General features: G+C 54.4%; 15 protein-coding genes. 6 read left to right on the forward strand and 9 right to left on the reverse strand.

Annotation, left to right across the window (positions count from 1 at the left end; genetic code table 11):
- From ACEQ15_RS12930 to ACEQ15_RS12945, 4 genes are all read right to left on the reverse strand, one after another.
- Positions 1-243 (reverse strand): aldolase/citrate lyase family protein (locus tag ACEQ15_RS12930; protein ID WP_370279605.1); only part of this gene is annotated, 243 nt, incomplete at its 3' end.
- 21 nt (positions 244-264) lie between these two features.
- A complete protein-coding gene (gene hpaH, locus ACEQ15_RS12935; protein ID WP_370279606.1) occupies positions 265-1,068 on the reverse strand; it encodes a 2-oxo-hept-4-ene-1,7-dioate hydratase in 804 nt (267 codons plus the stop codon).
- Between the two features lie 9 nt (positions 1,069-1,077).
- A complete protein-coding gene (locus tag ACEQ15_RS12940) occupies positions 1,078-1,845 on the reverse strand; it encodes a fumarylacetoacetate hydrolase family protein (RefSeq protein ID WP_370279607.1) in 768 nt (255 codons plus the stop codon).
- The gene (locus ACEQ15_RS12945; protein WP_370279608.1) at positions 1,842-2,600 is read right to left on the reverse strand and encodes a fumarylacetoacetate hydrolase family protein; all 759 of its coding nucleotides are present in this window, start codon (positions 2,598-2,600) and stop codon (positions 1,842-1,844) included. The genes ACEQ15_RS12940 and ACEQ15_RS12945 overlap by 4 nt, the downstream gene beginning before the upstream one ends.
- A gap of 333 nt (positions 2,601-2,933) precedes the next feature.
- Here ACEQ15_RS12945 and hpaE point away from each other — a divergent pair, with 333 nt between their 5' ends.
- From hpaE to ACEQ15_RS12970, 5 genes are all read left to right on the forward strand, one after another.
- Entirely contained in the window at positions 2,934-4,391 is a 1,458-nt protein-coding gene (hpaE, locus tag ACEQ15_RS12950; protein ID WP_370279609.1) for a 5-carboxymethyl-2-hydroxymuconate semialdehyde dehydrogenase, read from the forward strand.
- Positions 4,392-4,515: 124 nt separating this feature from the next.
- Positions 4,516-4,896 carry a 5-carboxymethyl-2-hydroxymuconate Delta-isomerase gene (locus ACEQ15_RS12955; RefSeq protein ID WP_370279610.1) on the forward strand — a complete coding sequence of 127 codons (381 nt, stop codon included), beginning with the start codon at positions 4,516-4,518 and terminating at the stop codon, positions 4,894-4,896.
- A 320-nt stretch (positions 4,897-5,216) separates the two neighbouring features.
- The gene (locus tag ACEQ15_RS12960) at positions 5,217-5,939 is read left to right on the forward strand and encodes a YebC/PmpR family DNA-binding transcriptional regulator (RefSeq protein ID WP_282355739.1); all 723 of its coding nucleotides are present in this window, start codon (positions 5,217-5,219) and stop codon (positions 5,937-5,939) included.
- A gap of 392 nt (positions 5,940-6,331) precedes the next feature.
- The gene (locus ACEQ15_RS12965) at positions 6,332-7,198 is read left to right on the forward strand and encodes a peptidoglycan-binding protein (protein WP_370279611.1); all 867 of its coding nucleotides are present in this window, start codon (positions 6,332-6,334) and stop codon (positions 7,196-7,198) included.
- Positions 7,199-7,344: 146 nt separating this feature from the next.
- Complete coding sequence (locus ACEQ15_RS12970) at positions 7,345-8,577, forward strand: sigma-70 family RNA polymerase sigma factor (RefSeq protein WP_370279612.1); 1,233 nt, start codon at positions 7,345-7,347, stop codon at positions 8,575-8,577.
- On the opposite strand, the gene ACEQ15_RS12975 is transcribed toward ACEQ15_RS12970, so the two are convergent.
- A complete protein-coding gene (locus ACEQ15_RS12975; protein ID WP_370279613.1) occupies positions 8,558-9,163 on the reverse strand; it encodes a LysE family translocator in 606 nt (201 codons plus the stop codon). The two genes, ACEQ15_RS12970 and ACEQ15_RS12975, sit on opposite strands and share 20 nt — an antisense overlap.
- A 139-nt stretch (positions 9,164-9,302) precedes the next feature.
- Complete coding sequence (locus tag ACEQ15_RS12980; protein ID WP_370279614.1) at positions 9,303-10,247, reverse strand: LysR family transcriptional regulator; 945 nt, start codon at positions 10,245-10,247, stop codon at positions 9,303-9,305.
- Between the two features lie 109 nt (positions 10,248-10,356).
- Here ACEQ15_RS12980 and ACEQ15_RS12985 point away from each other — a divergent pair, with 109 nt between their 5' ends.
- Positions 10,357-10,971: a LysE family translocator gene (locus ACEQ15_RS12985; RefSeq protein ID WP_370279615.1), complete on the forward strand. Its 615-nt coding sequence runs from the start codon at positions 10,357-10,359 to the stop codon at positions 10,969-10,971.
- Positions 10,972-11,048: 77 nt separating this feature from the next.
- Here the strand turns inward: ACEQ15_RS12985 and ACEQ15_RS12990 are convergent, their stop codons facing one another.
- The 3 genes from ACEQ15_RS12990 to ACEQ15_RS13000 all read right to left on the reverse strand — a co-directional run bounded on the left by ACEQ15_RS12990 (position 11,049) and on the right by ACEQ15_RS13000 (position 14,365).
- Positions 11,049-12,272, reverse strand: coding sequence for an EAL and HDOD domain-containing protein (locus ACEQ15_RS12990; RefSeq protein WP_370279616.1), 1,224 nt, complete (start codon positions 12,270-12,272; stop codon positions 11,049-11,051).
- Between the two features lie 126 nt (positions 12,273-12,398).
- Positions 12,399-13,115 carry a hypothetical protein gene (locus ACEQ15_RS12995; RefSeq protein WP_370279617.1) on the reverse strand — a complete coding sequence of 239 codons (717 nt, stop codon included), beginning with the start codon at positions 13,113-13,115 and terminating at the stop codon, positions 12,399-12,401.
- Positions 13,116-13,171: 56 nt separating this feature from the next.
- Positions 13,172-14,365, reverse strand: a complete 1,194-nt coding sequence (locus ACEQ15_RS13000; RefSeq protein ID WP_370279618.1) for a multidrug effflux MFS transporter — start codon at positions 14,363-14,365, stop codon at positions 13,172-13,174.
- Between the last annotated feature and the right edge of the window lie 54 nt (positions 14,366-14,419).

A 14,419-nucleotide genomic window follows, 5' to 3' on the forward strand; every position in this document is an offset into this window, starting at 1 on the left:
GCGCACCTGGTCCGGCCAGGGCGGACGCACAATCGGTGGTACCGGGTAGGGCGCCACGGCCTGCAACTGACCGAGAATGGTCTGCAGATCGTTGGGGGCGTGTTCCGCATCGATCAGTAGCCAGTCGAATCCAGCACCGGCCAGCAGTTCGGCGGTGTAGGCGTTCGCCAGACCTAGCCAGAGGCCGATCTGTGCGGGGCCGTTTTTGATCTGTTCTTTGAAGGTATTCTTAGGCGCTGCCATCTTTAATCTCCTCGAGCCTTCTTATGCGAAATTGACGCTGATGGAACCCAGTTGACCGTAGTCCACGTGGAAAGTATCACCTTTGCGAGCTGCGACTGGGCGGGTAAAGGAGCCGCCCAGAATAATCTGGCCCGGTTCCAGGGTTACATCGTACGGCGCCAGTTTATTCGCCAGCCAGGCGACACCGTTGGCCGGGTGGTTTAGCACGCCTGCGGCAACACCGGTTTCTTCGATGACACCGTTGCGGTACATCATCGCAGACACCCAGCGCAGGTCCAGCGCATCCGGTTTGATCGGGCGGCCACCCAGAATCACACCGGCGTTAGCGGCGTTGTCTGAGATGGTGTCGAATACCTTACGCGGACGGCCGGAGTCCGGGTCGATGGACTGGCTGCGGGCGTCGATCAACTCCAACGCAGGCACCACGTAGTCGGTCGCGTTGTACACATCGAAGAGGGTGACATTCGGGCCTTTCAATGGCTTGGCCAGAATGAAGGCCAGCTCCACCTCGATACGTGGCACGATAAAGCGATCGGTCGGGATATCACCGCCGTCCTGGAACAACATGTCGTTCAGCAGGGTACCGTAGTCCGGTTCGTCGATCTGGGAGGACTGCTGCATGGCGCGGGAGGTCAGACCGATCTTGTGACCGATCACTGAACGGCCTTCGGCCAGCTTCATCTCCACCCACTTGCGCTGAATGGCGTAGGCGTCGTCGATGGTGATCTCCGGGTACTGCAGGGAAAGCTGACGCACCTGTTCGCGGCTTTTCTCGGCTTGATTCAGCTGGTTGGCGCAGTCGTTGATAATCTCTTGAGATAACATAGATGCTCCTTAGGCGTTCAGGCTGGCAACGTATTCATCTTCGGTGATGATGGTGTTGGCCAGGCGACCCACTTTTTCCACTTCGATCACCACTTCATCGCCCGGCTTTACGTCCGCCAGACCTTCCGGCGTGCCGGTAAAGATCATGTCACCCGGCTGCAGGGTCATGATGGCGCTCAGGTACTCCACCAGGAACGGAATGTCGAAGATCATATCCTTGGTGTTGCCGTGCTGTTTCAGCTCACCGTTGATGTAGGCCTTCAATTCCAGGTTGGACGGATCGCCCACGTCTTCGGCGTCGATGATGAACGGGCCGACAGGGGTGCAGGTGTCGCGGCTTTTCACACGCAGGTTCGGGCGGTAGTAGTTTTCCAGATAGTCACGGATCGCGTAGTCGTTACCTACGGTGTAACCGCCGATATAGTCCATCGCGTCTTCGCGACTAACGTTCTTCGCCGTTTTACCGATGATCGCCACCAGTTCCGCTTCGTAGTGCATGTAGTCCACATTGTCGGGACGGTAGGTTTTCTGGTTGTGACCGATCAGGGTGTTTGGGCCTTTCAGGAACACCAGTGGCTCTTCCGGGGCGCTGAACGCCAGCTCGGAGGCGTGATCAGCGTAGTTCAAACCCAGTACGAAGATCTTACCGTCGCAGGGTGGCAGCCAGTGTACGTCGCTTTCGTTCAGAACCGTGCCATCAGCCAGTACCGCCTGATGGTCATCGTTTACGGTTACGTCGGTTTCTTGGCCGTTATGCAGAATACGTGCGCGTTTCATTGTGCAATCTCCTGTTCAGCCACAACAGGGTTTTCCAGGCGGCCAATCTGTTCAATTTCAATCGCAACGGTATCACCGGCTTTCAGCGCCAGTTTTTCGGTACGCTGCGGGGTACCAGCGATCAGCAGGTCACCCGGCTGCAAAGTGATGAAGCTGCTTACATATTCAACGATCTCGGCGATGCCGTAGTGCAGCTTGGCGGTGGTGGTGCAGTGTTGCATCTCACCGTTCACGTAAGTCGCAATCTGCAATGCTCCTGGCTCTTTTACGTCGGCAGCATCAACCACCCAAGGACCGATCGGGCAGAAACCGTCGCGGCATTTGGCTTTCACGGCCGGGCGGTAGAAGGAGTTTTCCGCCAAGCTCACTTCGTTCACGACGGTGTAGCCCTTAACGTAGTCCAGCGCTTCGGCAGCAGATACGCGAGTTGCCTGCTGACCGATGACAATGCCTAGAGAGGGACCGGCGTAGATCGCTTCGCCATCGGCAGGGGCTGGGATGGCTGCACCGTTACCGATATGAGTGTTGTCGGTTTTGATATGCAGAACCGGTGTTTTTGGTGGGTTAACGTGTGGCTTTTCGTTGAATGCCTCCGCCATCTGTTCACGCAGATCGGCGTGGTTAAGGGCGATCCCCAGCACAGTGCCGGTGGTAGCAGGTAGCCACTGCGTATCCTGATCGGCAATCAGAGTGTTGCGGTGTTCCTCGGTCTGATCGCAGGCCACTCCTGCTTTAAGTATTCGGCTGTGCCTCATGGTGTGTCCTCTATATAGAAGCGGTAATAGTAGCCGCTTTGGTGAGAATATATTTAATATATTAATTAGTTTATCGGTCCGTTCTTGCTTGTCAACTTATTAATATCTTAAGAAGTTGTGGATTTCTCCCCCGTCAGACATTGACAACGCTTAAGATCATAACTAAATTAATTAACATATTAATTAGTTGGCGGTGAGTCATCGATGTTTGTGTTGGGCATTGCTTCGCAATGGCCAACCTACGGAATACATGTAGGTTGGCCTTCGCAAAGCGAAGCCCAACTTCCCACCAACTACAACATGAACAAACGCTAAGAGATTTGGAGCATTGAGATGATCAAGAACCTCATCAACGGTCAGTGGGTTGAGAGTAAAGAGACCTTCGAAACCGTTAACCCGGCAACCGGTGAAGTATTGGCCGAAGTGGCACACGCATCCCCGGAGCAGGTAGCAGCGGCGGTGGCCGCGGCGAAAGATGCGTTCCCTGCATGGGCGAATATGCCGGTGGCGAAACGCTCCAAGATCATCGAGCGTTTGGGCGACCTGATCGCTGAGAACGTGGAAGAGCTGTCTATTCTGGAAACCAAAGACACCGGTCTGCCGATCTACCAGACCCAGAAAGCACTGGTGCCACGTGCCTCCAACAACTTCTATTTCTTTGCCGAGATGGCAAAACAGATGAACGGCCACACCTATCCGGTGGACGACCAGATGCTGAACTACACCCTGCACCAACCGGTGGGTGTGTGTGCGCTGATCTCTCCGTGGAACGTACCGTTTATGACCGGTACCTGGAAAACCGCGCCGTGTCTGGCGCTGGGTAACACCGCGGTGATGAAGCAGTCTGAGTTGTCTCCACTGACCACCGATTTCCTCGGCAAACTTGCTCTGGAGGCGGGCGTGCCTGCAGGCGTATTCAATATCGTTCACGGTTACGGAGCGACCACCGGTGATGCCCTGATCCGCAACGATGACGTAAGTGTGATCTCTTTCACCGGCGGTACCGCAACCGGTAAACATATTATCGCCAACGCGGGTCTTAAGAAATTCTCCATGGAGCTGGGTGGTAAATCGCCAGTGATGATCTTCGACGACTGCGACTACGAACGTGCACTGGATGCAGCTCTGTTCGGTATCTTCTCCATCAACGGCGAGCGTTGCACCGCCGGTTCCCGCATCTTTGTGCAGGAAAGCATCTACGACAAGTTCGCCGCAGATTTCGCAGCGCGTGCAGACAAGATCGCCGTGGGCGACCCGATGAACATGGACACCAAAGTCGGTTCCCTGATCTCCAAGCCGCACTGGGACAAGGTGACCGGCTACATCAAGCTGGGTGTAGAAGAGGGCGCAACCATGATCGCGGGTGGTGACAAGCCGTCCGATCTGCCTGCGGATCTGCAGAACGGCCACTTCGTGCGCCCAACCGTATTCCGTGACGTAACCAACGACATGCGTATCGCGCAGGAAGAGATCTTTGGTCCGGTCGCTGTGCTGATCCCATTCAAAGACGAAGCCGATGTACTGCGCATGGCCAACGATAACGAATACGGTCTGGCGTCCTACCTGTGGACCTCTGACAACGGCCGTGTACACCGCATCGGCCGCCAGATCGAAGCCGGAATGTTGTTTGTAAACAGCCAGAACGTACGTGACCTGCGTCAGCCGTTTGGTGGTATCAAGTCCTCCGGCACTGGCCGTGAGGGGGGTACCTACAGCTTTGAGGTGTTCTCCGAGTTGAAGAATGTCTGCATTAGCATGGGGGATCACCATATTCCGAAGTGGGGTGTTTAATCCCGTTGGGAATTGAATCTGTAAGGTGCGTTTTAAAGCACCCTACGTCCTGTAGCAGAGCGCTTTTATGCCCTTTGGGTGCCGAGCGCGACAACAATGGCTTAATGGATATTGGAGAAGCGTAATGCCTCACTTTATCGTTGAATACTCGTCCAACCTGCACGAACAGCTGGAGTTTCAGGATCTGTTCAAGCAGCTGCACGAATACGTGGTCTCCACCGGCGCATTTCCGCTGGGTGGTGTACGTAGTCGCGCGATTCGTTGTGAGGACTACCGCGTGGCTGATGGGCGTGAAGAGTTTGCGTTCCTGAATCTGAACCTCAAGATCGGGCATGGACGCAGTATGGAGCTGAAGCAGGCGGTAGCAGAGAGGGTATTTGCCATTCTGTGTGACTGGATGAAACCGGTCACGGACAGTGGTTACTGCCAGATCTCCTTTGAGATGACCGAGCTGGATTCCGTATTGAAGTTCAACAAGAACAACATCCATCCGTTGTTTAAGTAAACCTATTGGCCCCCTTTGATTGTGCTCTGGTATCTGGTGGAGCTCAGTGGTGGTCGGATGCAGACAGGTCTCACCGACTGTTACTTAGTTTCGTTGTCACCCCCGGATATCGTCTGTCGATACACGCATCGCTGTGTGATTGGCTATTGGCCGTCCTTAGGACGGCCTTTTTTGTGGTCAATTCCTGTACGAAAGACGCATTTAACGCAATTAAGTGCACGATCACCCCCATCTAATTTGTTTTCAACCCTGATATTTTTTTCTGATCCGATTAAAATCTATGGCATTCCACTTAACATCAGGTTTAAGAGTGATTCCGAATGGGAAGAAGTTTTGAAGTCCGCAAGGCCAGCATGGCTAAAACCCAGGGTGCCCGTGTAAAGGTTAACTCCAAGTACGGTAAAGAGATCTACGTATGCGCTAAGAACGGCGGCGTTGATCCGGATGGCAACCTGGCACTGCGTCGTCTGATCGAGAAAGCCAAAAAAGATCAAGTACCTAGTCACGTTGTAGACCGTGCGTTGGAAAAAGCACAGGGTGGTGGCGGCGAAGACTACCATCCGGCACGTTACGAAGGCTTTGGTCCTGGCGGTTGCATGGTGATCGTGGACTGTCTGACGGACAACAACAACCGTACCATCGGTGATGTGCGCATCTGTTTCAACAAAGCAAAAGCGAAGATGGGTACACCGGGTTCCGTGTCCCACATGTTTGACCACCAAGCAATCTTTGTCTTCAAGAGCGATGACGAAGAGGGTGTGTTGGAAGCGCTGATGATGGCGGACGTGGATGTTGCGGATATTGAAAACGAAGACGGTATGCTGACTGTACTGGCGCCGCACACCGAGTTCTTCAAAGCGAAAACCGCACTGGCTGAAGCGTACCCGGATCTTGAGTACGAAATTGAAGAGATCACCTTCATCCCACAGACTCACACGCCACTGAGCGGTGACGACGTGCCAGTATTCGAGCGTTTCCTGGAGATGCTGAACGACTGTGATGACGTACAGCAGGTTTACCACAACGCTGAGATCGAAGCTTAATCCAACACCGGATTAACGCTGAAGAAAACCCGCCCGGCCGATTCCGTAAAGAGTTGGTCCGGCGGGTTTTTTATTGTCTGCAATACTCACTATGATGATTACAACAACGCTACTTAGACGGACTGAACAGCATCATGGGGTTGAAGAAAAAGCTGATTCGACTTGTAGACAAGCTGTTAGATGAGCTGAAGCAAGGTAAAAAGCTCAGGAAAAAAGATAAGGTCAAAAAAGGCAGCAAGGGTAAGGCGAAAACTCTGAAACCGGAAGCACGCAAAGATAGTGACGATCGCAAGAAGAACAAAAAGAGTAAAAAGGAACGGAATCAGGGCAAGCTGAATTCCGTAAAGCAACAAGCGACGAATCCAGACAGATCTAAAAGGAAGGTACACAGGATGAGTTACCCAGAACTGAGTCGAGGTGACCGTGGAGATGAAGTCGAGCGTTTGCAGACGCTTTTGAACCGGGTTGGGGCGATGTTGGAGGCTGACGGCATCTTTGGTGGTGGTAGTCAGCATGGTGTGAAATACGCCCAATCACTGGCCGAGCAGGCTCAAACGGGAACCGCTGATGAAGCTTTGTGGCGCTGGCTGGACGCACAACCCGAACCTTTTCCTCTGTTACACCCGAATGGCATTGCCTTCATCGCCCAGAAAGAGACGGGCGGATTGAGTTATTACGAGCAGTTCACCCGTTGGCCTCACTTTCCCGGTGAACGCAGCGGTATCACCATCGGGGTGGGGTATGACCTACGCTTTGCCAGCGAAGCAAACTTTCGGGCATTGTGGGGTGCGCACCTGCCAGAATCTGTGATAGCTGAACTGTCGAAAGACATCGGCAAAAAGGGCAGCAAAGCACGTGTACAGCAGCTGAAAGAGATGGGGATCGAAGTGCCATTCTCAGCGGCTTGGCCTGTGTTCGTGTCCCACACGCTGCCGGACTATTACGCCCAGACCAAAGCGATCTATCCGTCGCTGCCTCGGTTACCGGAGCTGTGCCGCTCGGCCTTGGTCAGCTTGGTGTATAACCGTGGGCCAAGCTTAAAAGAGGTGGATGAGCGTCGCACTGAGATGCGGACGATTCGTGACCTTCTGGTTGAAGCTGATCGTGCCGATAGTCATGCCGCCAAAGAGCGGGTGCTGGCCAAAGTCGCCAATGAGCTGCTGGCAATGCGTCGCCTATGGCCGAACAGTGAAGGTCTGCGCAAGCGCCGTGAAGCGGAAGCACAGCTCTGGCTGCAGGGCTTGGAGCGCTGGGTTTAGATCTGCTCACCACTCATTATCTCAAGCGCCCGCTACGCCGCGGGCGTTTTTGCCTTCTTTGGTAGCCGGTCCAAGACGTTTGGCTTCCAATCTGATCACCCGGCCTTTGCGTAAAGGGAGTGTTTCACAACAAGGTGCACTCTCCGATGAAGTACGCTGACCTTTCAATCTTCAAAGAGCATTTCTCCCCCGCCATTCACCGTATTCAGGAAGCCGGTGCACTGGATATCTATAGCCAGCAGCTGGGCAGTATCGATCTGCTGACGTCCGAGGAAGAGCGGGTTTTGGGTCGAAAGATCAACCGTGTACTGACCGAGATGCTGGTGTACCTGATTGATTCGGAACGGGGCTTGAACAGCCTTGAAGTATTGCTGGAGGAGTATCTGGCTTTGCACCAGGGGCGGAACAGTCTGGCGGCGAAGAAATGGGGACTGTCCGAACCACCGCAATATGTGGAAAACCTGGTGGTGACCCTGATCGATACGCTGCGGGTAATGGAGCATCTGAATCAGCGCGAGGCCCCTGAGGCGGAAAACCTGGCGTGGAATCTGGCGGCACTGGTTGCAGCATTGGCGGTAGGGCGGCATAAGTTGGTGGCTTTAATTGAAAAGCCCGATGTCTACCTCCGGGCACCGTATCCGAAACGTGGCTTGCAGCGCTATTTTGATCTGCGAAATGAGCTGGTGCAGCGCAATCTGCGCTTGGTGTATCAGGTGGCGATGAAGTTTCGCCACACGGGTGTCACCTTTGATGACCTGATTCAGGAGGGCAATGTGGGATTGATTACGGCGGTGGATCGCTTCAACTTCCACCGTGGTTTCCGTTTCTCGACCTATGCCATGCTCTGCATCCAGAACGTGATCAAGACTGCGTTGCAGAAGCGATACCATCTGATATCCCGGCCGAGCTATCTGCAGGAAAAACTGGCGAAGATTCGCAGGGCGGAAACGGTGCACATCAATCGTTTCGGAAAACGGGCCAGTTTGGCCTGGATCAGCGAAGAAACCGGTATCGATGTCGCCACATTGGAGCGTATCCGGGCGTTTCCCAAGTCCAGTTTGTCCCTCAATCAGCCGCTGCAAAATGTGGAAAGTGACGACCTGGAATTTGATCTGCCGGATAAAGGAGAAGACGCCTCTGCATCGGCACACCAGCTGCAGCTGCGCAGGTTGGTTGAGCGCTGTGCTGAACGTTTAAGTGACAAGGAGTTTCTGGTGTTGCGCTTGCGCTTTGGTATCGGCTGTCGTCGCGAGCATACGTTGCAGGAGGTGGCGGATCAGCTGCGGGTGAGTGTAGAGCGAACCCGGCAACTGCAAAAGGCCGGGCTCACCAAATTACGTGAAGAGGCGGAAGGGCTGGTTAGCCCAGACCTACTTTGATCCCCAGCAGAACCAGACCGCCACCAATCATACGTTCCAGCCCTTTGCGAATCTTGTTCATCCGGCTCTGAATCGCCGGGCGGGACAGCAGGACAATGATCAGGGTTAGCCACAGGGCTTCAGTCACCAACGGTGTCGCGCCGTACAGGGTCATCATCTGCCAGCCGTGGGCGGCATCGATAATCTGGCTAAACAGGGCTATAAACATCAGCAGAAGCTTTGGATTCAACAGGCTGACCATCAGGCCGCTCAAAAACGGATTACTCAAGGACAGGTGGCTGTTGCCTTCCTCATCCGGGTTGTTGCTGCCACGGGTGAGCAGGTAGGTGGCACCCATGTACACCAGATAGGCGCTGCCCAACCAGCGGATCGCATCATACAGCGCCGGGGTTTCACTGATCAGGGCAGTAATGCCCAGCATGGAGGCGACGACGTGAGTCGCCAGACCCAAGGAGAGGCCGGAGACTGTGATAAAGGCTCCTTTGCGGTCTCCTGCCAGTGTACGACGCAGAACCAGAGCCGTATTGGCCCCCGGAACCATCGCACCCACAAAACAGATACCCACCAATAACAGCCATTCGCCCATCGTACTACGTCCAAACTCAAGTGATTTGCGGGCAGTTTAGGGCGCTGTGGTGATCAGCTCCAATGACTATTCGGGATAGAGGTTATATCAAAATTGATATGACCTGGGTTGATATAAGCCCTTGATTTATTTCGGACAATTAAATCCCGGTTTGGTCGTTGTAGGGAACGTGGGGCGCGCCGGTGCGAATCACGCTGTACAGGGTCTCGCGCAGGTAGCGATGGGCGGGGTCTGCCTTCATGCGGTGGTGCCAGATCATGTAGTAGGCGCTTCGCCCCACCTCCAGTTCAGACGGCAGTGAACGGTAGAGCAGGTTGTACCGGTTGCCCAGATCGTTGGCGATATGTTGCGGCAGGGTGAGCAGGTACTTGGAGCGCGCCGTCATGGCGAGTGCGGAGTTGATAAAGGGTACGGTGACTTTCAGCTCCCGCTGCAAATTCAGGCGGGAGAGGGCGTTATCCACCGCGCGGATCTTGTCGCCGCCGCCGGTCACCGCCAGATGCTCAGCCGCCATAAAATCATCCAGCGACAGGGATTCTTTCTCTGCCAGCGGGTGGCCCTGACTCATCAGGCAACAGAAACCGTCTGATCCTACCTGGCGACCATAGATATCATCCGGCACCTCATCCAGATAACAGCACGCCAGATCTAGTCGGCCCTGACGCAAGCTGTCCATCATCGAAGGTTTCCACAGATGGAAATGGACACCGATGCCGGGTGCATTGGTTTGCAGCTCGGCCAGGAACTCCGGCGCCAGCTCCTGGGTCACGTAGTCGGTGGATGCCACGTTGAACTGCCCCTGATATCCCGACGGCTCAAAACTGTTGGGGATAAACAGTGTCTCCAGCTGATTCAGCATCGGTGGCAGTTGCTGCCAGACCGCTTCACCGCGGGGCGTGAGATGCATATCGTTGCCGACACGTACCATCAGGGGATCGGCAAAAATATCACGCAACTGTGCCAGGTTACGGCTCATGGCGGGCTGGCTGATGTGCGCACTTTCGGCCGCCTGGGTCACACTATGGGTGCGCAACAGGTGGTAGAGCGACAGCAGGAGGTTAAGGTTTATCTGCGAAAGTTCCATGCCGCAAGCGTAGCAGCTCGGGTCATAACGATAAAGTATTACCCCGGTGTGGAGTCGATCCCCATAATGGATTACAGATTTATGAAGATCTTAAGAAAAGGATTATGCCGTGACTTTAGCAACCTGGCTCTCAATTGTAGCAATCTGCATTTTGGGTGCGATGACACCGGGGCCGAGCCTGGCAGTGGTGCTGCGTCATACCGTCACCAACTCGCGTCAGCACGGTGTTGCGGCGGCGATTTTCCACGCCGCTGGTGTGGCGTTGTGGGCATTGCTAACAGTAATGGGTTTGGCGATTCTGGTGGCTGAGTCGCCTGTACTATTTAAGGTGATCACCTGGGGTGGTGCCGGTTACCTCGCTTGGTTGGGTTACAAGGCATTGACCGCGAAGGGCGACGGTGTGTTGAAAGTGGGTGAGACCGAACACGTATCCTGGTGGAAAGCGGGTGTGGACGGTTTGATGATCTCTCTGCTGAACCCGAAGCTGGCACTGTTTTTTATCGCGCTGTTCTCGCAGTTTGTATCTGCCGGGCAGACACTCTCTGATCAGTTGATTATGATGGCAACGGCGGGTGGCATTGATGGGCTATGGTATGTGCTGGTGGCATTGGTGTTCTCCCACTCCAAGGTGCTGACCTATCTGCAGAAACATACGCGTTGGATCGACCGGATTACCGGTGGCATTCTGATCGGCTTGTCGGCCCGCGTGGTGACACTTTCCTGATCGGGTTTACCAGTCAGGTAATAAAACAAAACCCGCGTTGATAGCGGGTTTTGTTCTTTAAGCGAGTGATGGCGCCGTTATTTGAGGCCGGATACCTGTTGCAGGCTTTCGGTCGCCTGAATTGCACCATTTTCGTAGGCTTCACGGTATAGCGAGAGGTCGATATCCTGCGAAAGTTGGTCCCATTCAGCCGCCATGTAACGTTCGGCATTAACCAACACATGGCCTAGGGTACCGCTACGGTCGGTGAGAGCTGCAACGATTTCGTCGCTCATAGGCAGTCGTTCCAGCAGTTCCTCTTTGCTGATACCCAGCATCGCGTGCACGGTGGATAGCATGCCCACCAAGAATGCCGAGCTGGAATTCACGCCAGCGCTGCGCTGCGCAACCATTTCACACATGTAAGCCGTGGTCAGGGTTTGCAGTGTCAGTTCAGACGGCTTGTTGCTGTTGCTCGACAGGGAGATCAGCGTTGCCCACTTCTTGATCTCGACAAAGCCGATCATCACAATCGCCTGGGCCAGGCTTTCAATCTTCTGTACCAGCGCATAACGGGACGAGTTGACGATGCGCAGCAACTTCAGTGTCAGGTGTGGATCCCTTGCGATGATACCTTCAAGATACTGCGGTGAGGTGTTCGGATCATCCAGCGCAGCCAGCAGCTCAATCAGTACCAATTCGTTATCAGAAATCTTACGGCCTTCAATCACCTGTGGGCGGGAGAGGAAATAACCCTGGAACAGTTTGAAACCCAGCGCCACACAGGTCTGAAATTCCTCTTCGGTTTCGATCTTCTCTGCCAGCAGGGCCACGTTAAATGGCTGTAACTGCTCGACCAGTGTGACCAAGTCATTACCGCGGGTGATGGTCAGATCCACTTTAACGATATGTGCAAGGTGCAGCAGCGGATCGTGGGCGGGGCTGTATTCGAAATCGTCGAGTGCGATACGGTAACCGGCCGATGCCAGGTGACGAACCGCGGTGATTACCTCGTCGGTGACAGCAACGTCTTCCAGTACCTCAAGTACCACCTGTTTATTGTCGAAAGCGGGCAGGCTATTTCCGCTCAACAGGTCTTCAGTCAGGTTGATAAATACCGGTACCTGACGTTGGTTTCCGCGATCAAAAATACTGGTGAAATGATTGATCAGGACATCGCAGGTTGCCTGGTTACCGTCAAAAACGTTGGCGGATGTCCGGTTTCCCGATGAGCGGTAGAGAAGCTCATGTGCAACAACACGCAATTCACGGTCGAAGATTGGCTGGCGTGCCATCAGGATGTCGGTGGAAGTGTCTTCCATGTGTTACTCGTCATGCCCTGGGTTTAGGACATTCAAGCATCGTTCTATTTCTGGGGCAACCATTCGTTTTTGCAAACCTGCGCCAGTTGATCAAAAACTTGATTTAAACAAGCTGGTGTCTGTGTTTTACACAGCTGGCGCCCTATTTTCAGGGGTTTTATGGCGACTTCCAAACGCCAGGATCAATCCCAGAATGATGCCGAGGAATGCCGCAAACAGTACACGATACTCACTGGGTAACATAAAGGTGAGGGTATGGCAGGGGATCCAGAAGAGAGGAATGGTTTTCTTCAACACAAAGGACCACAGGCGTTGCCAGTTCATCTCCGTCAGGATCTGGCCAATCTGGATCGGGCGGACCAGTGCAACCAGCTTGCCTTGATAGGTAGCGATATGCAGGTCGGTGACTTTGTGGGCCGTCATCAGCCAGACGCCGAAGGTGAGGTTCATCGACAGACTGATGGCGAAGGCTGTGATCAGCATCTGCACCGATACCGGTCCCTGCAGGGCTGTGGCGGCCTGATCCATACCCATCAGGCTTAATGCCATCGGTACGCCGTTCACATAGATCACAAAACACAGTTTGATAAAGATGCCGAATACACCCCAGACCACCGCTTTTGGCAGGATGCCAAAGGTAGCCAATGGGTAGTGGCCACTGACGATGCGTGCCCCCAGCAGCTCGCCATAGGTGGCCAGCACCGCAAACTTGATAAAGCTCGCCAGCAGCGGGTAGCTGTGATTTGCGGCTTTCAGTAACTGCGCGGGGTTGTCGACCCAGACCAGGGGCGAAAACAACAGAGCAGAAAACAGCAGAAAGAACAGATCAGATCGCTTAAGCACAGGCAGTCACATATCAGGGTTTAGGTTTCTGGAGCTATGGTTTAAGCGCCATTTCCCTACGGCGATTTAGTTCGGGTGATTGCGAATTGGTGAGATAACCATGATAGAACTGGGGCTATAAAGATAAAGGTGATCAGCAGCACAACACTTGTGTCGATAAGGAAAGGAATGCTCTGGGCCACGGCTGCGCCGGTAATCAGCTGGATAAAACCCATCAGACCGGATGCAGTTCCGGCGGCACCGGAAGAACTGCTGATAGCCGCAAGCTGGGCGTTGGGCTGGCTCATGCCACGGCCAAAGGTGAGCAGGGCCATGGGCAAAAACAGGGTGGCGTATTGCCAGTAATCAAGAAGGCTGAAGGTCAGTAGTAGCGCGGCGCCCAGCAGGGAGCAGCCGTTACCCAGGCGCACCATGTTGTCGATGCGGAGGCTTGCTGAGATACGGGTCGAAATGAAACTGCCAAGCATAAACGCCAGCGAGACGGTCAGAAACCAGTTACCGAAATCGGCGGAGGTGCCGTCCATCTGGTCCACCACGATATAGGGCATACTGCCGACAAACAGGTAAAAGGCACAGGCGATAAAGGTGGTGGAGAGGGTGTAACCCAGATAGGACGGACTGCGCAGGATCTGTTGGTATTGCCGCAGAACGGGTATCAGGCCAAAAGTCTCGGTTTTCTGCGCGCAGGTTTCCGGCAAGTGCAGCAGGGTGGTCAGCCAGATCAACGTGCTGATCAGTAGGGATAGGTAAAAAATACTCTGCCAGCTAAACCAGAGGTTGATGTAGCCGCCGAGTGCCGGGGCGATCGCTTGTGAGATGGCAATCGACATCACCACATACCCCATCCTGTTGGCCGCACCTTCGCGGCCATAGAGGTCCAGCAAAATAGTCCGCACCAGCACCATGCCGGCACTGCCCCCCAACGCCTGCAACACGCGTCCGCTGATCAGCTGGCTGATATCGTCAGCGGTGGCGCCTAACAGGCTCCCAAGCAGATGTAGCCCGAGTCCTGCGAGTAATACCGGTCGACGGCCAAAGTAATCTGAGAGTGGTCCGCACAGCAGTTGCCCCACCGCGAGTGTCAGCAGATAGAGGGTGAAGGTCAGCTGGATGGTGCTGATCTGTTGGTCCAGACTCTGTGCCACGTCGGGCATCGCCGGAATAAAGGCGTTCAGCGCCAACGGACTCGCCATGGCGATACCTGCCAGAAGCAGGGCTGAAGGTGCGGGGGCGCTCTTTGCTGTATTCAACTGCGGGTATCCGTCCTGGCGCAGGTTGGGGTTCTCTTGGTGCGCTATTTTAAC

Origin of the sequence: Pontibacterium sp., from assembly GCF_964228735.1 — a bacterium.
Classification (GTDB): domain Bacteria; phylum Pseudomonadota; class Gammaproteobacteria; order Pseudomonadales; family Balneatricaceae; genus Pontibacterium.